Origin of the sequence: Streptomyces sp. NBC_01549 (genome assembly GCF_026339955.1) — a bacterium.
In the GTDB taxonomy this organism is placed as follows: Bacteria; Actinomycetota; Actinomycetes; order Streptomycetales; family Streptomycetaceae; genus Streptomyces.
Genome location: NZ_JAPEPW010000003.1, coordinates 820127 through 843641, shown reverse-complemented (window position 1 = coordinate 843641; position 23515 = coordinate 820127). Strand labels below are relative to the sequence as shown.

General features: G+C 69.0%; 12 protein-coding genes. 3 read left to right on the top strand and 9 right to left on the bottom strand.

The features are described 5' to 3' along the window. Positions 1-146 precede the first annotated feature (146 nt). On the top strand, positions 147-1793 hold the full coding sequence (locus OG819_RS50220) for a transposase (RefSeq protein WP_266656408.1): 1647 nt from the start codon (positions 147-149) through the stop codon (positions 1791-1793). On the opposite strand, the gene OG819_RS50215 is transcribed toward OG819_RS50220, so the two are convergent. The 3 genes from OG819_RS50215 to OG819_RS50205 form a co-directional block, all read right to left on the bottom strand. Next, positions 1776-2360 carry a hypothetical protein gene (locus OG819_RS50215; RefSeq protein ID WP_266656406.1) on the bottom strand — a complete coding sequence of 195 codons (585 nt, stop codon included), beginning with the start codon at positions 2358-2360 and terminating at the stop codon, positions 1776-1778. The genes OG819_RS50220 and OG819_RS50215 overlap by 18 nt on opposite strands. Next, entirely contained in the window at positions 2300-2953 is a 654-nt protein-coding gene (locus tag OG819_RS50210; protein ID WP_266656404.1) for a transposase, read from the bottom strand. The genes OG819_RS50215 and OG819_RS50210 overlap by 61 nt, the downstream gene beginning before the upstream one ends. Positions 2954-3100: 147 nt before the next feature. Further along, a complete protein-coding gene (locus OG819_RS50205; RefSeq protein WP_266656402.1) occupies positions 3101-3451 on the bottom strand; it encodes an SsgA family sporulation/cell division regulator in 351 nt (116 codons plus the stop codon). Between the two features lie 988 nt (positions 3452-4439). On the opposite strand from OG819_RS50205, the gene OG819_RS50200 reads away from it, so the two are divergent. Beyond that, positions 4440-5036, top strand: a complete 597-nt coding sequence (locus OG819_RS50200) for a hypothetical protein (RefSeq protein ID WP_266656400.1) — start codon at positions 4440-4442, stop codon at positions 5034-5036. 93 nt (positions 5037-5129) lie between these two features. On the opposite strand, the gene OG819_RS50195 is transcribed toward OG819_RS50200, so the two are convergent. From OG819_RS50195 to OG819_RS50175, 5 genes are all read right to left on the bottom strand, one after another. Continuing rightward, positions 5130-5483 carry an esterase-like activity of phytase family protein gene (locus OG819_RS50195; protein ID WP_266656398.1) on the bottom strand — a complete coding sequence of 118 codons (354 nt, stop codon included), beginning with the start codon at positions 5481-5483 and terminating at the stop codon, positions 5130-5132. A gap of 78 nt (positions 5484-5561) precedes the next feature. Continuing rightward, the gene (locus tag OG819_RS50190) at positions 5562-6113 is read right to left on the bottom strand and encodes a DDE-type integrase/transposase/recombinase (RefSeq protein WP_266656397.1); all 552 of its coding nucleotides are present in this window, start codon (positions 6111-6113) and stop codon (positions 5562-5564) included. 15 nt (positions 6114-6128) lie between these two features. Further along, positions 6129-7916, bottom strand: coding sequence for a reverse transcriptase/maturase family protein (locus OG819_RS50185; RefSeq protein ID WP_266651352.1), 1788 nt, complete (start codon positions 7914-7916; stop codon positions 6129-6131). A gap of 466 nt (positions 7917-8382) precedes the next feature. Then, entirely contained in the window at positions 8383-8871 is a 489-nt protein-coding gene (locus OG819_RS50180; RefSeq protein WP_266656396.1) for an IS3 family transposase, read from the bottom strand. Then, positions 8868-9167, bottom strand: coding sequence for a transposase (locus OG819_RS50175; protein WP_101406629.1), 300 nt, complete (start codon positions 9165-9167; stop codon positions 8868-8870). Before OG819_RS50175 ends, OG819_RS50180 begins: the two co-directional genes overlap by 4 nt. An 88-nt stretch (positions 9168-9255) precedes the next feature. On the opposite strand from OG819_RS50175, the gene OG819_RS50170 reads away from it, so the two are divergent. Then, a complete protein-coding gene (locus OG819_RS50170; protein WP_266656392.1) occupies positions 9256-9825 on the top strand; it encodes a hypothetical protein in 570 nt (189 codons plus the stop codon). 28 nt (positions 9826-9853) lie between these two features. Here the strand turns inward: OG819_RS50170 and OG819_RS50165 are convergent, their stop codons facing one another. After that, positions 9854-23314 (bottom strand): lonely Cys domain-containing protein, encoded by a 13461-nt coding sequence (locus OG819_RS50165; RefSeq protein ID WP_266656390.1) that lies wholly within the window; start codon positions 23312-23314, stop codon positions 9854-9856. Between the last annotated feature and the right edge of the window lie 201 nt (positions 23315-23515).

Sequence of the window (23515 nt, the reverse complement as noted above, 5' to 3'; positions counted from 1 at the left end):
GCCCGGCGGTCGGACAGATCAACGTAAGGACAGTCCAGCAGGACGTCAGTCAGTGATTGGGTCACGGCCACCGGAGATCCGCGTATCACTATGACTGTCAGTGGTGGCCGGTAGGTTCGGGGTGTTGATCAGGGAGGGGGTGAGCGGTGCAGCGGAACACGAAACGGCAACTGCGTGTAATCGACGCGTCGTTCGTCGCCCTCGGCCCGTCCGGTGTGGCGATACGCGACCGGCTCAAGCACCTCACCCCAGATGACGAGAAGGTGCTGCGGCTGGTCGGTGAACACCTCGGGCGCTTGGCATCGCTGGATCTCAAGGACCGCTGTGCTGACGGTCTGGACCACTCCACGGATACCTGGGCGGCGCGTAAGCAGGGCCTGACTGCCGAGTCCTCGTCCCGCTGGGCCGGGTCGATCACGAAGGCCACCCATGATCAGTGGGCGTTGTCGCGGCGTTGCCAGCTCGCGCATATCCAAGGGCTTGAGGCCGGTGTGCGTACGCTGATGCACCGCTTGTCCCTCCCGCTCGGGGAGAAGGGCACCAAGAAGGCAGCAGGCGGATACCGCTCCAAGAGCGAGTGGTTCCAAAAGACGCGTCGCCTGCACGTGCCGGAACACCGTCTCGATGCGGCCCGTGCCGAGCGTGAGGCCGGTGTCGTGCACGTCGTGCGTGGTGGCCGCAAGCTCCTGGGCAACCGGCACAACCTTCAGGCCGCGCAGCTCACCGAGACCGAGTGGCGTCAGCGTTGGGAGGCGGAGCGCTGGTTCCTCGCCGCTGACGGGGAGTCGGGCAAGCGTTTCGGGAACGAGACGATCCGCGTCACCCCCGACGGCGAAGTGTCGATCAAGCTGCCCGCGCCGCTCGCCGGTCTGGCGAACGCCCGGCATGGCCGGTACGTCCTCGCCTCCCGTGTCGGGTTCGCGCACCGGGCCGCCGAGTGGGCCGACCGGATCGACGCCAACCGGGCTGTCGCCTATCGCATCCACCTGGACGTGGTACGCGAGCGCTGGTACCTCACCGCGTCGTGGCAGCGTCCCGTCATCCAGACAATCCCGTTGGAGGCGGCCCGCGCCAGGGGCATGGTCGGCGTCGACACCAACATCGACCACTTCGCCGCCTACCGCCTCGACGTCCACGGCAACCCGGCCGGCGACCCGATGCGCTTCCCCTATGACCTCACCGGGTCGGCCGATCACCGGGACGCACAGGTCCGGCACGCCATCACCCAGGTCCTGCACTGGGCCAAGCGCTGCGGCGTCGCCGCCATCGCGATCGAAGACCTCGACTTCACCGCCGAGAAGACCCGCGAGAAACACGGACGACGCAAGCGGTTCCGACAGCTCATCTCCGGCATCCCCACCGCCAAGCTCAAAGCCCGGCTGATCTCCATGGCCGCCGAGCAGGGCTTGTCCATCGTGGCCGTTGACCCGGCCTACACCACCCAGTGGGGAGGCCAGCACTGGCAAAAGCCGCTGGCCACCCCGCGACGCAAGATGACCCGTCACGATGCCGCCGGTATCGCGATCGGCAGACGCGCCCTCGGGCACCCGATCCGGCGACGGACGGCACCGCCCCCACATCACCAGAGCGATGGTGTGGGGCATCGGACCGTCCAGGCCGAACCGGGCACCCGGGGGCGTAAGGAAACCCGCCCACCCGTCACGGAACGTGCACACGATGCACGCGCCCGAGCGGGAAACACCGGAACGCGGGAGACCAGTCGGACATCCAAAACCGTTCGGGATGTCCGCAGTGACCAGGCATGGGTTCAAAGCTCACTCCTGATCACTTAATTGGAACGGTGGGGCGAACCAGGTGTTCCACCAGAAGCTGAACGCGCAGTTCACGAGGGTCTGGTGGCGCCGGATGGCAGCATTGGAGCGGACCTGGAAGTCGGCCCAGCCGAGTTCGTCCTTGACCTGTTTGTAGCTCTGTTCGACCCAGTGCCGCGGCCCGTAGATCCGCACGGTCTCGGCCAGCGTGGCGGGCGGGTAGGGCGATTCGGCGACGCGTGGGGAGCCCGGGCGGGGCAGATCGGTGGCCAGGTACCAGGTCGCCTTCGCCGGCAGGGTTGCTGGGTCGGCGGTGGCCACTACCAGGCGGACGTTCCCGTCCGGGCCCCACCAGCCCAGCCGGGCCTCGGCGGCCCACCACGTGACTGTGTGCCCGTCCCGGAAGGTGCGCTCGATGCGCGTCCAGCCCCCGGGATGTTCCGCATCCTGCCAGGTCAGGAGGCGGGCGGCGTCGACGGGGGCGTGGGGGCCGTAGGCCCAGGTGCCGTGCCGGGGTTTCAGGGCCATCACGAACGGCAGGCCGGCGCGGAAGCTGTCCTGGTCGCCGTATGCGCAGTCGGCGGCCACCGCGCGGAAGGCCAGCCGGCCGCCTTGGCCCGGGCGGCCAGGTCGGCCGCGATCAGTAATTTGGTGCGGAAGCCGGGGTCGTTCTTGCCGCGGGGGAAGTGACGGGCCGGGGTATAGGGGCAGGCATGCACCGGGTAGTGGACGCGCTCGTCCGCCCAGCAGGTGGTCACGGTGACCACACCACGGTCGGTCTTCCCGACCGAGCCGAGATACTGCTTGCCCACATGCGCGGGCGCCGTCCCGTCCTTGCGGTCACCGGAGTCGTCGATGACCAGCACCCCGCCCGGGTGCGGGGCGGTGGCCGGGTCGGCGAGCAGCAGTTCCAGGCGGCGGGCGCTGACTGTTTCCTGGTCCCAGGTCGGCTCGGACAGGAAGAACTGCGGCCGCTGCACCGCTGCGTGCTGGGAACCGGCCACCGGTTCGGCGCCGGCCAGGCAGGTCAGCGTCTTGTTCCGATCGCGGGGCAGCAGCAGCCCGGCCAGGTACTCACGAAACCCACGTCGCTGGGCCAGCGTCCCGAAGAGATCATCGAAGCGAGCGGCGTACGCTTCCAGTGGACCGGGCGCAGGCGGACACGGCAGTCGCTTCGTCATCTCGGGCTCCCCAGGCCGTAGTTGACGCCTTCACCTCACGGCCTACTCCCGCACGGACCCGCCGTCAACAAACCACCGCTAGGCCAGGACGCGGCTCGAGGCTCTTGGCCCCGTGGATCCGGCAGACTGGCGACTTCGGTCGGATCCTCACCCAGTCCCGTACAGCAGCCGGGCGAGTTCTGGTTCAAGGTCAAGGCCGTCGGCCTCACGGCCGGGGGGTACCAGCTGATAGGTGCGCTCCAGCCACCGCGTCACCACCGGGAGCGCGGCTTCGAGCTGGGCGCTCCCGTGCGGCGAGGACAGAGCGAGATGCAGCATCGCGCCTCGTCCGGCGCCGGTCGGCCAGAGCCGCACATCGCCCCGGCCGCTGGGCCGCAGCAGACCGCGTGCCAGCAGGTCGCGGGAGAAGACCCAGAGGATCGGGTCGCCGAGTGCGACATGGAAGGCGATGTGCACAGCGAACGGGTCACGCGAGGTGTACAGCAGAGAGGCAGGCACCGGGACACTTTCGCCCGATGCAAGGATGAGCTCCATTCGGAGCCCTTGGTCTACACAGGTGGTCATGGCTCGAATTACTCCTAAAACTCGGGCTGACGGGTACCTGGCCGCGCCGTCGCAGCAGTGCACCCGCTGGGCCCCGACTGTCAGCCGAAGGTGCGGTGGTCGACCCCGTGCGCTGGCGGCTACGACAACCCGAACGCCGCGGTCCCAGCGGAGGACGCGGTGGTCGTCGTAGCGGTACTGCCGACCGTGCTGTCGCTCCCAGCTGTGGCGACCGTCCCAACGCCTTTTTCCGCTGTCGCCACTGCAGTCACCGCGGTCGCCGTCACTGCAGTGGCGCTCACCGAGGTGGTCACCGCGTTGGGTGACGCTCGAGGACAGGGAGCATCGTGAGACGGTCGAGGGCCGGGTTCGGCGTCGCTGAGGCGAATCCGCCCACTGACAGCGGGGCGCTGGCCGCGCTGGTAAGTGGTGGCCCCGATGGCGGCGCGCCGTCCAAGATGATTCATGATCGTTGTCCTTAGTCTGCCCCGCAACCCTTGACTGAGAGGGCCACAGGGTGCTCCTCGGGTGGCGGCACAGGACCGGAGACTACGCCGATTTGTTGAATGTTGGACGTTCTTCGGAGTGGCATACCTCACGAGCAAGGTTCAGCGATTCAGGAAGAATCTTCGGAGGCCGCGCGGAGCGCGGCTCCCACCATAGAGCGGAGGCCTCGCAAGGCTTTCCCTAGTGCCACCGCCCGGCTGTGTGTATCGTCGGCCGCCTTCTCCGTTGCCCCGCTATCGCCTGCCCCGGGTGCGTCGAGGTCAGCGTCGGCTCGTCGACGTCCTCGGTGAGGGCCAGCGAGGGGCCTCCGAGCCATCGCCGGAGCACACCACGATGAAACCGGCCGACTCGGCGTGCCCGGTCAGCCAATTGGTGCCGCGCCCGGAGCGGTCGCGGAAACGGGAACACAGGGGCCAGTCAGCCTCGTTGTCCTTACGTGAGCACGACACCACCTATTCTCGCCGCGGAACTGGCGCAGGCGTGGACCGACATACAGCGCCACCACCCCGAGCTGCCCGACCTTGTTGCACCGGAGTCCCTGATCGCAGAGTCGTCGTCCGCGTGCGGTCACGAACTCACCTTCCAGCGACTGCTGCACGAGGCAGCCCACGGCATCGCGGCCGCCCGCCACGTACGCGACACCTCCCGCGCCGGCCGCTATCACAACCGCAGATTCCTCGCGATCGCCGAGGAACTGGGCCTGGACCACCCCCAGCAACCCCACCCGAGCAGCGGCTTCTCCTCGGCCACGCTCACCCCCGCCACAGAGCGGCGCTACCGCCCGACCATCGAGCGCCTCCAGTACGTGCTGAAAACCCACCTCGCGGCGATGACAGCGGACACCTCCCGGATCTTCCGGGGACCGGCCGCCCGGCACCACCCCTCGCCGGCCGGCGCCCGCGTCAAAGCCATCTGCGACTGCGGCCGCAACGTTCGCATCGTCGCCTCAGTTCTGGCCCGGGCCCCGATCGTCTGCGGCGGCTGCGGAAAACTGTTCCGCGTACAGGAACCGCTGGAGGAGACGGCGAGCTGACCGTATGGCCACCGCGGCAGCTGCCTCCCTACCAGCACGGCTCAAGAGCTGACTACCGCCAGCTCCACACGGGACACGAAGGACGAGCCGGTGCTAGCCCGCCCCGCCTGGCAGCAGCGTCAGTCCCTCAAAGGTCAGGTTGTGTGTGGCCCGCCCGGCCGACGCCACCTTGAGGGCGTCAGGCACCGGCAGGCAGTCCAGGACGTGACCGGAGCGGGTGAAGCGCAAGATGGACGGCTGGGTCTCGTCGGTGATCAGCCGAGTGCCGTCCCGGTCCACGACTACGGCCTCGGAATCCACCTTTTGGCCGGCCGCCCCGGTCAGCGGCAGGACCGAGACCGGCTCCTTCGTCCGGGAGCCGAGGCTGAACAGGTACGAATCATCGGCCACAGCGAGCAGCTGCCCGTTGGCGTCGCGGGTCAGGCCCGACAGCTCAGCGACGGGCACGCCGGCGAACGTGGTCTTGTCCAGCTTGTCGGAGAACCCGTCGATTGAAGCTTCCCCGTGATCTCGGACACGTAATGGCTAGGCCGCGAGGGTGTGTTGATGCCGCTGCCTGGTCTCAGCCGGGGTGAGGTAGCCGAAGACCTTGTGCTTGCGCAGGCGGCGGCGGTTGTAGAAGGTCTCGATGAAGTTGAAGACCTCGGCGCGGGCGGTGGCCCGGTCGGGCCAGATCCGGGTGCCGATTTCCTCCTTGAGCAGGGCCCAGAAACTCTCCGCGGCGGCATTGTCGAAACATGATCCTGTGCGCCCGCAGCTCTGCCGAAGCCCCAACTCCCGCATTCGGGCGCCCAATTGGGTCGATGTGTACTCGCTGCCGCGATCGCTGTGGATCACACAGCCCGGCTCCAGCCCACCCCGGCCATGGGCCATGTCCAGGGCGTCCACGACGAGTTCGGCGCGGTGGTGATCGGCCATGGCATAGCCGACGACCTCGCGGGTGGCCAGGTCCAGCCAGCAGGCGAGGTAGAGCCTGCCCTCCGCGGTGGGGTGAAGTAGGCCGCCGACGAGGTGCCCGTGGCACGGGTCCTTTTCCGACGGCCCCTTCCCGAACGGAACGTGCCCGTTTCCGGGCATTCCGCTCTCCAGCGGTCACGTCCGCAGTGGCTGAGAAACGCGCCCGGCATGGACCGAGACATGGCAAGTCCGGCAGAGCACAAGCGTCTTGCGCCTCCTCCGGGCCATGAGCTGGATCCAGGCGGGCTTGTCCCGACGTCCGGGCTGTTTGAGGTCTGCGAGGTGGCGGATGTGGTGGACCTCCAGATCCGTGCGGGTCTCGCAGAGCTCGCAGTACTCGGCCAGGAGCCGTTTGATCAGCTCGTTGTAGGCGGGTGCTGTCACCGGCCGGACGTCGGCGAGCGTGGCGGTGCGCTCTCGTTTGAGTGGGATCCCGCCGAAGCGGGCGACCAGCGGCTTCTTCCCCTCCTTGCGTTCGACCGTGACCTGTAGACAGCGGCGTGGGCCGTGCGGTGTCTCGACGGTTGCCCGGAATTTCCGAGACATCTTCCGGACCGTGCTGCGGTATTTGCAGGCCAAGGTCTTCAGCAATGAGGTCTCCATGATCCAGTGGAGCTTGCTCAGACGGTGCACGTTCTGGGCGAGGAGGTAGTACTGGATGAGACCCCGGTACTCGGCCTGGTACTTCGCGACGATGGAGAAGTCCTCGTCGTGAAGCAGTACTCCACGCGGAGCCGGTTTTCCCTTCTTCTTGTAGAGCGCGGACTTGGTGCGGATCACCTGCTCGGGCACGAAGAGCCCGGGTGTGCCGTTGATCGACCGACGTCCATCGGTGATCTTTGTGTCGGCATGCAGAGCCCGGATCTCATAGCCCAGGAAGCGCGCCGCCTGGCTGGTGGCGTGCGTGATCAGCGTCTTGGACTCGGATAATTCCAGCCTGAGTTGCTCACGCAGGAAGGCCCTGATCTTCGACGTGATGTCCTGGGCTTCGCGCTTGGAACCGGCGAACCCCAGCAGGAAGTCGTCGGCGTAACGGACATAGCGCAACCGCCGATAGCTCGGATCGTTCGGGTCGCCGTAGGGCAGGGAACGCTGCTGGTGTCGCAACACCCGCACCGCCTCCCGGTCCTGGTGGCGTCGTGCCTTCGCGATCGCGTGCTGAACGGTTAGATATGCCGGATTCGGCCGACGACGGTCCCCGAGGTTGTATTCCGGCAGCAGGGACTGTTCAACGAACCGGTCCAGTCGGTCCAGGTAGATATTGGACAGGATCGGGGAAGCCACCCCGCCCTGCGGTGAACCGCTGAGCGTGGCGTTCCACTTCCAGTCCTCCAGATACCCGGCCTTGAGCATGCGGCTGATCAGCCGCAGGAACCGGCCATCGTGGATTTTCTCTCCCAGAACCTTGAGCATCACCTCGTGGTCCAGGCTGCCGAAGCAGTCGGAGATGTCGCCCTCGATGAACCAGTGCACTCCCCGCCAGGTCCGTGCCACTTCCGTCAGCGCGGTGTGGCAGCCCCGTTGGGGGCGGAAACCGTGGGAGCGATCGGAGAACTGGACGTCGTAGTACGCCTCCAGGAGGAGACGGACCGCCTCGGCGACCAGCTTGTCCGACCAGGTCGGCAATCCGAGCGGGCGTTTCTTCGTTGATCCCTTCTTCTCGATGTAGACCCGCCGGGCCGGAGACCATCGGTAGCGTTCGGCGCGTAAGGCGTCGATGATGCTGTCGATCTTCTCCAGCGACATGTCGTCTGCGGTTTCCGCGCTGACCCCGGGTGTCATCGCACCCTTGTTGGCGTAGATGCGCCCATAGGCCAGCAGATACAACTGAGGGTTGAACAGCTGCCGATAGAGCCTTTCCACCGGCAGTCCTCGCTCCCCTCGCTTGCGGATGACGTCCAGCACCGTTCCGGCGTTTTGCATTACGCATACCTCCCTTCACTGGACGTCTGGACTACCTGTGCCCCTTCGCCCTGCGGCCGGCTTTCCCGGCCCCCTTGGTGGGACGTGACCCCCACGACTACTACGAGCACTCCGTCGCCATAGGGCTCGCGCCCCGTAGGCGATCCCGCGGTACGTCTTCGTCGTACGTATCGAGCGCGACACAGGCCGCCCACTCATCCCCTTGGCCGCCCTCGCTGGGCGGTGCCACCGTCATGGAGGTTGCCCCGGACTATCTGCCATTCCGAAACATGACGAGGCGTCGGTTTCAAGCGTCATTCCGACGGGCGATCACTTACGCCGCTGGAGATTGGACTTCAAGCAATCAAGCCTTGGCCATATCGCGCAGGTCTTGCGACACCCCGCCCTGGACACCTCCGGACGGTCACCGCTTCCCCGGCATGCTCTGGTCCCCTTCGCGCTTTCGCGTCCGGGTAAGCCGGGCGACCTAAGAACGTTCCTCCAAGTTCCTCCCTACTGCATAGGGGATACGACAAAGCGCCTCACGGCGCACCAGATAGGTGATGTCGCCGACCAGCTTGGTGCCGGGACGCTCGGCGTGGAAATCGCGGCCGATCAGGTCCGGGGCCGGCGTCGCCTTCTTGTCCGGCCGGGTCAGCGAGCGGTGCTTGCGCCGGGTGACGCCTCGGATGTCGCGCTCGCGCATCACGCGGGCGATGCGCTTGCGGTTCACCTGCCGCCCCAGGCGCCGCAGCTCGGCGTGGATGCGCGGAACGCCGTAGGTGCGGCGGGAAGCGAGGTGCAGCACCGTGATCTCGTGCGCGAGCGCGTCGTCGGCGGACTGCCGGGCACGACGGGCGGCCTCGCCCTCGCGCCAGGCGTAGTAGGAGGAGCGGGCCACATGCAGCACCCGGCACAGCAGAACGATCGGGTAGTTCGCCTTCTCCGCATGGATGAACCGGTACAACTCGCTCACCGGTCGTTCTCCTTCACGAAGAAGGCGGTCGCTTTTTTCAGGATCTCGATCGTCTGCTGCTGTTCGCGGTTCTCCTTGCGCAGCCGCTTGAGCTCCTCGCGCTCGGCACTGGTCAACTCGCCGGGAGTGCCCTCGCCCCGGTCCGTCTTGGCCTTGCGGTACCAGCCGCGCAAGGATTCGGAGCTGATGCCGAGCTCCCTCGCGACCGCAGTGACCGTCTTGCCCGAGGAGTCGACGAGCGCGATCGCGTCCCGCTTGAACTCCTCGGTGTACCGCTTCGTGTACTTGCTTCCCACCTGGTGCTACTTCCTCTGGAACCTCAGGTCCCAGTCTCCAGGTGTCCACGATCAAGGGGAAGGTTCACATGTCACCTGTCCCCGAGTGGTGGACAGGTCCCCCCAACGGATCCGTGTCCCCCGGCAGGCTGGCGGCGTCGCCCAGCCCCTGGGGCAAGCGGACATCGACCAGGCGGTCGCCAGCGCGACCACTCCGGACATCAAGCTGATCACTGCCCTGGCCGCCGTCCACGCGGCACGGCCGAAGATGATCCGAACGATGCAGTTGGACGACGTGGATCTCGGCAACGGGCGAATCACCGTCGCCGGTCACGTCCGCCCGCTCGACGACCTCACCCGCCAGGCTGTCCTGGACTGGCTCGACCACCGCCGAACCCGCTGGCCGAACACCGCCAACCCACACCTGCTGATCACCCAGAAGAAGGCCGTCGAACTCGGGCCGGCGGGCAAGCTCTGGACCACCCGGGCCACCCGCAACCTATCCGCGCCCCTGGAGCGACTCCGCGTCGACCGCCAACTCGAAGAAGCCCTGATCCACGGACCCGACCCACTCCACCTGTCCCTCGTCTTCGGCATCGACGAGAAGACCGCCATCCGCTACGCGGACTCAGCACGGGCCCTCCTGGAGCAGGCCGCCGAGACCCGACCCTTGTCTTGACGCGAACCCACGGGTCGATCCCCCAGAATCAAGGCAGTGGACCCTCGGGTTCGCGCAACGGCCGTGTCTCCGGACGCGGAGGTACCGGGAAGGTGCGCGGGGGCCGGCCGGTGGATCCGAGGCCGGACTCCACGGTGAGGGCGGGCAGCGGCTGAACGGCAGGGAGGCTTGCGCGCCCTCCCTGACCCGGGGGAAGCGCCGCCGCGCGCCGGGTGAGCAGGTACTCATCTCGCAGTGTCTGGATACTGCTCAGGGCGGTGTCAGCCCTACCGGCGCGGCGGGCGTCGAGCATCGCGTTCCAAACCGTCTCACGCTCTGCCGCGGTCACCTCGTTGTCAGCGTCCAGTTTCAGTACCTCGCGTACGACATCCGCGCCGCCGGCAGGGACGAGCTTGGACAGGCGGCTGACGTTGAGGGCGATCCAGGCGGCATCCTCGCGGCTACTCGTCCCTGGCGCGGCCCTTCCGGGCGTCGTACGTGGTGCCGGTTCCCCGTTGAACTGGGCGTCGACGATGCGGGAAACGGCCCGGGTTCCGTTCGAGGGCCGCGCGAGCGGGGGCTCCGGGTAGTCGGCCCTGATGTAGTTCTCGGCCATCACCCGGATCATCTCGCGTCGGAACTCCGGGGTGATGACGGCGGTGGGGGCCAGGCCGTAGGCGGTACCGATCATCTCGTCGACGCCCCCCAGGTCCAAGATCAACTCGCCGGTCAGGGGGCGGAGTACAGGGGTGACCTCGATTGCTCTGAGAGTGCCGACAAAGGTGTCCGCGTCGTCTTCGGGGATTATCCGGCGCCCGAGGCGGACCAGACCCAGGGCGTGGGAGCGCCGCTCGGAGGGGACGGGTCCGGGGTCCTGGTGGATGCCGACGGAACGTGCGATGTAGTCGAGTTCATCGGGCGTGGGGTCGGGGCGAGTGCGGGTGAAATCGCCCACCAGCCCGTTGCTGTCCGTTTTGGCCATGTGGAAGGGGAACTCGGGGTCCTCATCGCTCCCCATGAGGGTGGTCGAAGCCCAGACGTCACCCTTGAAAGCGTTGGCCAGCCCAAGTGCGAGGTTCTCCTCCCCGCTGGGATGGGCCGGGTCGTCGTCCACGGCGGCCCGGCAGGTTTCGAGGAGGATGGAACAACCCTCCGGGAGGGCGCGGAAGGCCGGTTCTTCGCTCAGTCGAGCGAACAGCTCATCGGCGAAAACGCGCGTGCCGTCGCTCAAGCGGGCGAATGTGCGTTGCCCGTGGATGCGGACGATCTCGAATCTCGCCGCGTGAAAACTATCAGGCAACTCCAGGGAGTCCCCCTCCGTCTTTCTCCACTGGGTACGGCCGTCCGGCCCCGGCACCTGTGCGAGGTAGAGGATGCCCTTGACACTGTGCGGAGCGGATGGCGGAGTGTGCAACCGGTCCTCGGCGAAGGAGAATCCGGCGTGGCGGCCCTGGCTGTCGAGTAGTTCCCAGACCGGAATACGGGCCGGGCCGCGGAACGCGGTGGAGGCCGGTGCGCCTCTGTCAGACATCAAGAGGATGGCGTTGGTCTGTGCGGACCGGGTTCGGTCCTGTGGCGTGCGGGGGGTCAGGCCAAGCTCGTGGAGTGCTTGCACGGCAAGGGTGATTGACCTCTCCGCTGTTTGTGTCGCGCGGTTTCGGGCGTTGGTGTCGTTGATGTTCTGGGCGTGCTGGAGTGCGGTGATGCCGTCGCGGTATCGGGTGAGGGCGGTGACGAGGTCTTGTGCGGTGGTGTCCTGGGGGGTCGTGCGCGCGTGGCCGGGTGTCCGCGTGGGGGCGGGTTCGGGTGGTGGGGGTGTGGTGGCGAGCCGCTTGGAGGCCGTCATGGCGGGGTCGTTGCTCACGACCCCGATGTCCAGGGGGCCCTTGACGGGGTGGCCGCCGGCTCCCTCCCACCGGTAGCTGTTCCCGTTTCGGTGGGTGCTGATGGCGTAGGCGAGGAGGTCGACGAGTCCGTCGTCGGCCAGGACGTAGGTGAAGGAGACGCCGTTGCTGCCGCTGTCCAGGTGTGCGTGAAGGGCGATGTGCGCCTGGACTGCGGCGCGCCCCTCGCGGGGGGCTGTCCGGCCGGCGGCGAGGTCGGCCAGGGTGTCGGACTGTGCCTGGGTGAAGACGTCGCGGCGTAGCCGATCGGCGTGGACGATCCGTCCGCTGTGTTCCCATGTCCTGGGGTCGTTGACACGGAACGCGGTCAGTCGCCGCACGCGTTCGCGCTGTGTGTGCTGAGCCTGTGCGTCTCGTTCGGCCACCGCCTGTGACCAGGCGGGGTAGGTGGAGTCCCGTACCAGCTTGCGTGCGGCGCCCTCCAGGATCACGCCGAGACTGTCGAGGTAGTCCTGGAAGTCCTTGTCGAACTTGTCCAGGCCGGCCTCTGAGGAGTCGAAGCGGTAGGACGTGAGCCGGCCGGGGTCCTGGGTGAGTTCCTCGACCAGTGCCGGGGCCGAGACCACCAGCGGCAGCAGCTGCGGGTGGCGGGCGAGTCCTTGCATCACCGCGGCGCCCTGGCCGCCCTCGATGAGCTCCATGACCTCAGGGGCACGCTCCAAAGCCTCGGCCAGCGGCGAACGCCGCGCCGTCCCTGCCAGGGCCGGCTCACTCACCGTCCGAGGGGTTGCTTCCGTGGCTGTGTTCCTCGTCGCGGCGACGGTCGCGGTGGCGGTGGCGGTTTTCCCCGGTTGCGCGGGGCGCCGGGTCCGGGCGCCTGCGGGACCGCGGGCGGCGGTGGCGGCCGGGCGTGGGGGCTGCGGGGTGGCCGGCCCGGCGGCTTGCGCGTCCGTCGCGCGCAGCAGTCGTTGACCGGACGGGTCGTCCACCGCTGCCAGCAGCGTCTCTCTGTCTTTGGCTGCCAGGGCCTGGAGCGCTGGGACGAAGCCTGGGTCCCGCAGTGCCCGCCGGTACCAGTCCGGCGTGGTGAGGAAGCGTCCCGCGAGTTCTTGGGAGCTGTTGAGGACATGGCAGAGTCCGGAGTCGGCCAGCAGCCCGGCCAGGCTCGCCGCGTCCATGCCCGCCGGGCTCAAATCGTCACCGTAGGCTGCCAGGACCTTGACCAGCTCGGGATGTCGGCGCAGCCCGTGCAGCGTTCGGGGGGTCAACGCCTGGGCGAGTACCGGGTTGTGAACCACCGCGTGCCACAACATGACATCACCCGGCTGTGTGGGGGTGAGCAGAGCACGGTTGCGCATGAGCGCGGGCAGCGCGTGCGGGCTGTGGCGCAGATCCTTACCGAGCTGCGGGTCCTGGATCATCGCCTCGGCCAGCCCTTGAACCGATCCCAGAGCCACGCGCAGGCCGTGCGGGCCGGCCAGCCCCCCGGGATCGGCGTTCGCCAGGTCAAGGGCGATCTCCGGCTGCTGGCGCACCAGCTCGCGCACCTGCGGGTCACGACGCAGAACTCCCGCCAGCGCCGGATCCTTGTGTAGAGCCGCGACCAGGTCCGGGACCCGCGCCGCCGTCACCGCCGGCTCCGACGTCTTCCCCGAGAACAAAGTCGCCACCTGCCCCGGATAAGCAACGAGTTTGTCCAGTAGCACATCGTTGGTGAGGATATTCACGTAGTGCTCGGGATCCTCGGAGAAATCGCCGTGCGTGGCCAGGTGGTCCGCCAGGCCCGGGACACGCTTCAGGGCCGCTGTCAACCGCCCAGGATCCCTGGCCAGCGCCTGCGCCAGTGTCGGGCTGCCCGCCACCGCAGCCAGCAGCACGTCCGAAGCAGCCCCGGGCGGCAGGGCGGCCAACGTGACAGCCAGATCACGATGGCTGTGGAGAATTTCGATCACCGGACTCTCGTCCAACGCCGCCTTGGAAAGAACCTTGCTCCCCTGGACGAGGCCAAACAGCGTGGTGCTTTGAATCACGCTGCCACACACCGAAGAGGGCAACTCGGCGCGCATGAATACCAATCCCCAGTACGGATTGTCGAGATAGACCTGCATCTCCGAGGGATCCGCAAGGTAAGGGGTGAGAGAGCCGCTCATGAGTAGCGTGTAGAAGCCGTCGTTGGAACGCAGCGCCCTCAGCATCGTCTCGCTTTGACCGAGAAGCGAGAGGAGGCTGCTGGAGGTCTCGGTGAGACTCTTCTCCAGCAGTGGTCTCGCCCGCAGCGTCGGACCCAGTTCGCTGCTCCGCAGCAACAGGGCAGCGACCCCACTGCTCTTCCGCGCGACACGCAACAGCATCTCGTCCTGCCACACATCCCGCACCGCGTTGAGCAGGCGGTCGGTTTCCGGTCCACTGACGCGCTCCCGAACCAACGCCTCCGCATCCGCCAGTGACGCGGTGTCAAACACCCCGGCCAACGCGCGGTCCGTCTCATTGAAGGGCACACCCTCCGGTGACAGCACCGCGGCGCCCGTCGCCTTCACCGCGGCTTCCAGCGCGGTGACGTAACCTTTCCCCCGCCTCTTCCTCTCTACCAGTTTCGCCAATTCTTCCCTGAATGAATCTCGCTCCAGGGCATCGGTGAAGCCGGGGCGGGCAATCGCCTCCGCGAACACCGCGGGTTTCGACAACAGCAGGTCGCGTGCCGCCGCATGCTCGGGACTCCCCAATGCGGACAAGAGCTCCCGGTTCCCGAAGAGCATCTCCCAATGCGCCGAAGTCATCAGAATCTCCGGCAGGTCGGCCAGCGCCCGCAGCATGCTCTTACTTTCATCACTGCCGAGGCTCCCGAACACCTTCTCCGAAAACGCCGAGGCAGCCGAATCGTTGCGCCTGAGCAACCGCAACAAAGCGGCCTCGTCAGCCATCAGCAGGCCATAGACGTCGGCGTTCATGGATTTGACATTTTCGGACACTGAGTTAAATGCCAGAAATCCAGCGGGCAGACGGTCGTCGTCGCCGATCTGCTCCACCATCAAGTTCAGTCGGCTCAGCTTGGCGCGGAGTGCGGGGCTCGCCCACGCGGCGAACACCGCCGACGGGCTCCTATAAATAAGATCACCCAACATCGGTAGCCTACGGAGGAACCTGGATAGCTCGCCCGTAAGGTGGGCCTCAGAGCTTCCTGCCTCCAGCGAGAGACAGGGCGCAAGCCAAGGATGCGTGACCGCGGCCCGCAGGAGCCCCGGTGCAAGCAGTATCGATCCCTCCCGGATGTCAGGGTGCAGGTGGGTTTCCCGGAGTAGTTGCCGGTACTCGTGCGGCGCGGACAGCAGATTGGGAGTCAGGCGCAGGACCCGTTTCATCTCGGGGTCGGCATCCGCGGCAGCGGCCCACTCCGGTTGGGCCAGGATGATTTCCAGCGCCGGGTCCGCGACGGGCACACCCCGGGAGACCGCGGCGGACCGGTCGCCGGGCGAGGCCTGCCGCAACGCCAGCAGCAACTCGGCGTCATTCTTCAACCGATCGAAGTGCCGGGGATCACGGGACAGGAACTCGGCCACACCAGGGTTTTCTGTCGCCGCCTCGAACAACTCACGTGAACGCGCGATACGTTCGGCGAACCCAGGATTCTCCCAGATGACTTGCCCCAGCATCGGACTGCGGGCCAGGCCGTCCACCACCCAGGTGTCGGCCAGGGCCGCCTTCAGCAACGCCGGTACGCGGAACAACGCGAGCGCCAGGTTTCCATGACGCCGAAGCGACTCCCGCAGCGGCTTGTTTTCCAGCACGTCCCGGTAGAGGCCGGCCGTCAACCCCTCGACCTCCACGGTCTCCAGAATCGCGAGTGTCAGCGGGATCTCGTAACTGAGCTCCTCCATCAGCAGGGGGTCGCTCCTGTCGACCAGCGCCTGCAGAAAAGCGGAAGATTTCGAAGCGGACTCGGCCAGAAGTGTGCTGTGCAGCACATGCTTGAGCAAGTCCGCACGCCCGCCAAAGGCGTACGTCAACTCGGGGTAGCGCAGAACCAATGCGGCCCAAGTCCAATCCTTGAACAGGTCGTCTCGTGCCGTGGCGTCCATTTTCACCAACGGATCCAGATACTCCGGATGGTCGATGATTTCCCGCGCCCCTCGCTCGCTGATGTTCTCCATCTGTTCGAGGAAGGAGTCGGAGGCGGCAAGGGCCGTGACGAGCTGGGGCCGCCCCCGCAAGGCTCCGACGACTTTGGTGTGTGCCAGCGCCTTGAGTACATGTACATGCTCAGGGCGCAGCATCCAGGCAAGGGACTCCCGGTCCTCCTGCTTGTTCATCCATTGACGATCGGCGTGCAGCAACGACGCGACCTGCCTGACGGGCCATCCCTCGTACCAGCCGGACAGCAGGACGGCGTCCTGGAGCCGCTGGGCCAGCCCCATCCGGGCGACGTTACCGGCGCCCGGCGTGAACTCCCCGGCCACGCGCGCCAGTTCCGCCTTCACCTGGGGGCCGGGTTGCGCGAAGACCTCGGTCGGCGCGGCGATCCGCCCGACGCCCTGCTGTGCCGTCGAGGCCCCCCCCGCACCCTCACCCGCACCGGAGGCCGCCTTGCGCCGCTTGCCGCCACCCCGGGACTCCGAGAGCTTCGGGAATCCCCGCTCCTTCGCGATCTCAAGCGCCCTGTCCGTACCCTCGGTGCGGAGGACGTCAGCGACCCCACTCTCGGGGAGGAGGGCGTCAGCGACCTCGACCAGCGCGGCACGGTACGCGCGGCGCAGTTCCTCCTGTGCGGGCTCACGCCCGGCCACCAATGGCGCCCCCATCAGACCGCCGGCCTCTGCCAGCAGCGCGTCCCGGTGCTCGCCGCTCAGCCGCCCGATCCGTTCCACCGCCTCCGCCACCCGCGGATCGTCGGTGGGCACCCCCTCATGCCACAGCGGTGCGGGGTGGCCGTCCCCACGCTGGGGCGTGGCTGTCCGCAAGGTCCCGTTCTCGTCGGAGCTGAGCCCGCCGTGCGATGCCTCCGGACCGGACCGGCTCGGCCCGGCCACCGGGCCCGCTTCCAGAACGGGACGCCCCCGCCCCGCGGTGACATCCCCGCTGTTCACTGAGGTGTGGGGCCGGTCATGGACGTGTCCGGCGGGCTGCACGGCGAATACCGCGGGCCGCGACACCCCTTCCCGTGGCTGTCCGGTGGGCATGACGGTGCGCCATGGGGGCGGGTCGCCTTCCCGAGTTGGCCATTGCTGGATTTTCGCGGTGCCGTAGCTTCCCTCACGGGTGACGTTGGTGCCGCCATCGGAGTAATGGACGGGTATGTCGAAAAGGTTCGCGATCTCGGTGGCCGCGTCGTGTGTGTCTGTCGCGTCGTACTGCTCGTATTCGGAGGCTTTGACTACGGGTATGAGCAGTATGGCGAGCGCCGCTTCGGGGACACGCAGAGCGTGCACGCGCGAAGTCAGTGAGCCCTGGTAGGTGATGACGAAGGCGCCGTCGTCCACGGTGACGGGCAGCGGCTTGATCTCAGCGGGTGCCCTGAGGCGTCCGGGGCGCAGCGGGTCGGCGGGCCACTGCTCGACATGAGTCACGTTGCGCAGGGCCAGGTGTGGATCGGCGAGCCGTTGCCAGTCGCCTTGAGGGAAGAACGCGGCCCCGAAGACCCGGCCGCCCTCGACCGGTGGGTAGTCCAAGGTCCACGGGTGGTCTCCCGCAGCCACGGAGGGAGGGATGTCCCCCTGCGGAAGCCCGCCCCGCCAGAGGACTTGGGGGCCCCGGTCGGCTACCTCCTGCCTGCGCGGCTGGAACGAAAGCGGGTGGGAAGGCCCGGGAGCGGCGAATGCCAGGGGGGCGGGAGAGCCCTGGCGCGCGATCGGCCCCCGGAAGTCAGGGTGTGGGGTGGTCGTCGTGCCGGCCTGTGGGGCGCCCGAGGCGGGCACCGGGGTGTCCGCGTCGTTCGTCCCGGCCGGATCGGTGGGTCTGGTCAGATGCCAGTGGGTGGTCGTCCTGGTGGCCCGTGGGTCGGTCAGGGTGAGCACCGGGGCGCCCGCCGCGTTCGTCCCGGACAGGTCCACGGGGAACGGGCCCCACCACACGCTCCGGCCGAGCCGCTGGGCGACAGAGGTCGCGAGGGCGGGCGTGGGCTTGCCGGGGCCGTCGAGTGCCAGGAGCACGGGCGTCTCCAGCGTCAGACGGCCCAGCGCGGGGTCGGCTGCCAGGAGTTCGGCGAACTCGGTGGCCGGCACCCGGTACGCCTTACCGCCGAAGACCACGTCGACGTGGTCGTCGAACTGGGGGTTCACGGACGCCCGCACGAGATAGGGGACGAGCTGGTCCCTGCCCGCAGCGTCCTTTCCGGCCCAGGGCGCGTCAACGGTCCCGCCCGGCGTGCGGAATGTGCCCAGATCGGGCTGGACATCAGCGGCGCCGTCCCAGGCCCGGCCGTGGCCCGTGGCGGACCCCATGGTCGTGCGCCGATCGGACAGGTCGAATGCGCCGAGGTCCTCAAGGTCGTACGCGGCGGCCACGTCCGCTTCATCCATGTCCCGGCCCAGCGCGAACCCCCGGGTCAGGAGTGTCAGCGCGTCGTCCCGCAGCTCGTCGTTCACATGGTCGGCGGGTTCCTGGTGCAGCACCTTCGTGATGTACGCGTTCGCGTCCGGGCCGTGGGTGGGCAATGTCTCCAGGGCCTTGACCCGCGCCCAGAACATCCGTGCCCGCCCGGTGGTGTCCAACCCGCCGGAAGCGGAGGGCCTCAACACGGTGGCGGCCACTTGTACCGCCGCTGTGTCCTGGAGCCACCGGGCTGCCGAGCGCAGCACCGGCAGGTCCACGAATTGGCTCACCGACCGGGCGGATCCTGACTGCCACGCGTCTGTCGCGGCGGCCAGCACCCACCGGCTGACCTGGGCGTCTGACCCGGCAGGAGCCTGCGGGTGCGCGGCGATCACCCGTTGCAGCAAGTCCAGTGAGAACGGGCCGGTGGGGCTGAGATCCGCGTCACCGTGCCACATGTTGTCGACCGCCGCGGCTCCACTCATCAGGGTCGCGTAGTCAGCCGCGTCCTCGATGTCGTGCCCGAAATGCAGCCGCAGGGCACGTACCAGGCGCAGTGTCCGGGCGCGGCGCCGCGCCGGCGACGGCTCGCCCTCGAACCAGGCCCGCTCCGCGAGCCGGTCCAGCTCCGCCTCATCGGGCTCCGGACGGCTGGTCTCCCACCACCAACGACGACCCCGCTCGTCGGTAAACAGCACCCGGTGGTCCCGGGAGCGCGTCGTCCCCTGCATACCGTAAGAAGCTCGCACCCTACGGCGGGTGATGTTTGCGAGGGCCCTAGCAAAGGACAACGCGTCGTCCGCGAGCGAATCCGCGGCGAACCGCGTGAAAGTGGACTGGTCGGTCGACTCCTGCGCGTCCTCGTCCTCGTCTGCCCCCCCGAAGCAGACTGACAAGTCGATAAAGTGGTCGCTGGGCCGGCTCGACAGACTCTTGCGCCTCCGCAGCCACTGCCCCGCCTCCCGCCGGTCGGCCAGCTTGGTCCCGCCGTCCTCCAGCGGCAGCAACAGTTTGCCTGGCATTCCGTGACCTACCAGGTGATAGGCCTTGTCCGTCGGTCCCAGGTCCGGCAAAGGCAAGATGGCGGAGTACGTGCGGGTGACCGGGTTGTAGTGGGCGAAATGGGTCATCCGGTCGAGACGGCTGTACGTGTCCTCGCGTTGCCCGGCGAGTTCGCCGGGGTGGAACAAGCTGCGGCCGATCTGGCGTCCGGTCAGCGTGCTGATGATGGGCTGGCTCAGCACCTCGCGGTGCCAGCCCGGTGCGCTGTCGTCGGCGTCCGGTGCCAGGCCGGGCGCAACCTCGATCCAGGAGCCGTGGGGCTGCCCGTCCTGTCGGACCACGGCGATGGTGGTGTCAGCGCCAGGATCGGGATGACGCTGCACCCGACCACTGTGCGCCCACACGATGCGGCCGGTGGCGTCGGCGAGCTTCCTGGGCAGCTCCAGGTACCGGTCCCCGGCGAACGGGACAGCCAGCACGATCCTTGCCTGGGCCGGCCGGCCCCGCAGCGCCGGATCGCGCGCGACCAGCTCGACGAACTCGTCGACGCCCAGTCTCACCATCGTCCCGTCGGGCATGCGCGCCGTCACCGTGTCATGCCGCCCCTCGGCCAACACCACATACGGAGTCACACCCAGCGGCCACGGCGCCAGCTCGGGGTCACCCGCCGAACTGAAACCGCCCCTCTGGTCGTGGGTGAGGTCAGCGACGGAGGTGGACCTCAGCTCGGTGACGGCGGGCCCGGTCCAGTTCAGACCCGGCATCCGAGATCCACTCACCGTGAAGTGCTGGGAACGGTCCTCCTGCGCGAGGATTCCCTCCTCCTCCAGGTGGAACACGCCAAGCGTGACCAGACCGCTCGCCCGCCCCACCGCGGCCGCCCGCTCCACCAACTCGTAAAGTTCCCCGCGGGTCTCCTCGTCGACGCGCACATGCGGGCTCAAGTGCAGGACCCGCCGGGCGACCGCGTCCACGTCGAACCTGCCACCGCCCAACTCCCCATCCCCGCCGCGCAGCACATCGAGGATCTCCACCGCCGCCGCATGCCCCGGCGACGTGACCGCGATCGTCGCCTGCGGACTCGGGTCCGCGGGGCTCCCCACCTTGGACGAACCCGCGCTCGCCCCCCGGGCGGGCACCCACGCCCGACCGTTCTTTTGAGCGATCGAGAAGTCTTTTGAAGTCAGCCGCTGCGGCCCCGCCGGCACGTTCGGCTGCAGACTGCCCAGCGCGAGGTCCAGCCCGTCGACGAACAGCTCGTGTACGGCTCGTGCCCTGCGGAAACCCCTCTTCTCGACGGACCGCACCCGCTCCCGCCCGCTGTCGGCCCCGTACCCGGTGATCTCGATGTCCGGCAACGGCGCACCCGCGCGCCGGTTACGCAGACCCGCCTCCGCCACATCCCAAGCCAGCCCTTGGATGTCGTTCTGACGGTCCTCCGAGAGACCCGTCTCTCCCTCGTCGAACCTGACCAGACTCAACCGGGGCAGCGCGGCGGGCGGCCCGGCCACCAGCGCCGCGGACACAGGCTCCCCACCGCCCGCATCCCGAACCGGTACCTCCAGACCCGGCATGCCCGCCCCGACCCCCGACAGCCCCAGCACCAGCTCCGAGCCGTCCGCACGCTCCCGCCCCGAAAAAGAGTGCTCCGGTCCACTCCTCAGCATCCTGGGCGGGTCGAAACCGCCATCCGCCGGAACACGAATATTCGCGGCAGAAGAAGGACGGGACCCGTTCTGCGTCGGAGAGCCGGCGAGGCCCACGCGGCTTCCCGGCTGGACCGAGGCGATGACATCGTCGGCCACCGTGACCGCTGCGGGATCCGGCCGGCGGGCAGGGTCTGGTTCGCCCGCGGTTCGGTCGGTGTCCCGGTGCGGGACGGCGGCCAGGGGGGCAGCGTTGTGGGGGGGCTCGGGTGCGTCGGGGTGTGCGGGCGTGCCCGCGTCGGGGTCGCGGCGGAAACGGTTCGCGTTGGTCTCTTCGTGGAGGAGCCATTTCCCGGTGTCCAGGCCGTTTGGTCCGAGGTGGCCGGCGAAGAGCCGGTTGTAGGTCTCGAACCAGTCCTTGCGGGTGGTGGCCGCGATCCGGTCGTAGTTCTCGTCGTCGATGTGGCGGCCGTCCGCCGCCTCCCGCGTGCCCTGCGCCCACCGGCCGATGCCGTGGGTGGCGTCGAACTCGAAGGCCAGGTGGTGTCCGAGGCCTTCGGTCAGACGCTTCCGGCCGGCCCGCCAGCCGGCCACGGCCACCGCGTCGATACGGCCGGACGCCTGGCCGGCGGCGAAGTGCCGGTCGAACAGCTCGGCGACACGGTCGGCGTGCGTGTCGACGAACCGGTCCACCGCGTCACCCACCGCCCGCGGGTCACCGGCCGCCGCGGCGACGGCCTCCGCCCGGGCCTTGTCCGTCTCCGAACGGCGGACCGCTGCCAGCGCGACGCGCCGCCCGACGTCCTCGGGCCGCAGATGACGGGCGATGATCCGGTCCGCCGCGCCGGACTCACGCCCGGCCGGGCCAGCCGCCGCCCACTGGTCCAGAGCCTGGTGCAGTGTCTCCCCCAGGCTCCGGGCGGCATCCCGCCGCACCTCCACACCGGCCGCGTGGTCCCCCAGCGGGAACAGGTCACGGAACTCCCGGCCCAGACCGTTCAGCGCCCTCCGCCAGTCTCCGGACTCCGCCGCTTCCCTGACCGCGTCGACCACCTGGTGAGCGGCGTCCTCCTTACGGCTCTGCAGCTCCAGCCGGCCCGGCAGTTCCCGCTCCCGGGCCGCCCGCACCTCCTGCCAGCGCCGCTCCGCGCCGGCTCGGCCCCGCCCGCCGTCCGAGCCCACAACACCAAGGCCACCAAGGCCACCAGGGCCACCGAGACCACCGAGACCACCGGGGCCACCGGGGCCACCGGGGTCACCGAAGATCTTCTGCCGGTCGGTGTCGGCCTCGTCCAGCCACTCCCGCCGCAGCCGCTCCCGGCCTCCGGCGGACAGCTCCCAGCCCGGCCCGCCCGACGATGACGCCGGGTCCGGCAGCCGAGCCCAGCCCCGCGGCCCGTACGTGAGGCGGTCCGCGACCACCTCGAAGTGATCCGCCGCCGCCTGCCGGGCCCGCTCATCCGCAGCGGCCCGCTCGAAGACCTCCCGCACCCGCGGCAGCCGGGAACCCAGCCCGCGCACCGCCCGCTCCACCGCCCGGCGCACCCCCGGCACGGCCGCGGGACTCTCCCCCGCCGCACGCCCGCCGCCTCCGAGCAGGCGGTCCACCGCCCGGGTGATCTCCCCGGCCAGCAGCCGCGGCCCGGCACTCATCGCCGCGGAGGTGAGCAACGGCTCCACCTCACGGCGCACCATCCGCTCGAACGCACGCTCAGCCGCCTCGAAAACCCGGTCAGCGGGCGGTTTCTCCCCACCGGACCACGCACCCCCGCCGCCGCCCTCCAGCCTCTCCCGGCCCGCACCGCCGACGGCACCGGCACCGGAAGTGGAAGTGGAAGTGGAACCGGGAGTGGAACCGACACCGACACCGGCACCGAAGAAAGCGGGACCGGGAGTGGGACCCGGCCCGGGGCCGCCGTCCAGCCAGGCCCGCTCGTCGGGGCCGGCGGAGTCCCGCCACCGCGCGAACTCCTCACGCAGGACCCGGCCGGCCTCGGTGACGGTGTGGGCACTCACCCACAGCTCATCGAGGTAACGGTGCAGACCCCCCTCGGTGTCGAGCCGGTCCAGGCCGCTGCCGTCGTCCAGGTCCCGCCCCACCTGCCGCGTCGCCGTCTCGTAAACCCGGCCGAGGGTCTCGTGGGACATGCCCGCCGCCGACAGGGACGGCGCCGGGCCCCCGCCGATCCGGTGCTCCAGCCCACCACTACCGGCCGCCGGCCCCGACAACGGCTCCCACCCGGTGGCGAAACGCTCATTGGCCCACTGCCCGAAGCGCTCCTCGAAACGCCGCAGACGCCCCGCGCCCCGCTCCGCCTCGACCATCTCGGCCCCGCGCTCGCCCGCCATGCGCGCCTGCGCGGACTGCCACGGCCCGGCGTTCCCCGCAGCGTCCGGCGCCCCCTCGTGGACCGGTGAGAAGAACGCCTCCGCCCCCCGCGGCACCGCGAAAAGGGGTTCCAGATCCTGGTGCAGCTTCCGCAGGAACTCCACGGCCTCAGCCCGCGCCCGGTCCCCGGCCGCTTCACCGCCGCCTGCAGCTGCTCACCGGCGCGTGCGGCAGCGCCGGCTGCGGCGCGTGCCGCGGCGGCGGCATCCAGCACCCGCCGGCCGATCCACTCCTGCCGCTGGTCCGCCGTCAGCCGCACCAACGGCACACCATCAGGCGTTCCCCCCTCCCGTGCCCGGACCAGA

Bases quoted from the DNA above. Each gene is read 5' to 3' on its own strand.
- OG819_RS50210 (WP_266656404.1), bottom strand. From the start codon at position 2,953: ATGACGAAGCGACTGCCGTGTCCGCCTGCGCCCGGTCCACTGGAAGCG.
- OG819_RS50190 (WP_266656397.1), bottom strand. From the start codon at position 6,113: ATGCCCGGAAACGGGCACGTTCCGTTCGGGAAGGGGCCGTCGGAAAAG.
- OG819_RS50185 (WP_266651352.1), bottom strand. From the start codon at position 7,916: ATGCAAAACGCCGGAACGGTGCTGGACGTCATCCGCAAGCGAGGGGAG.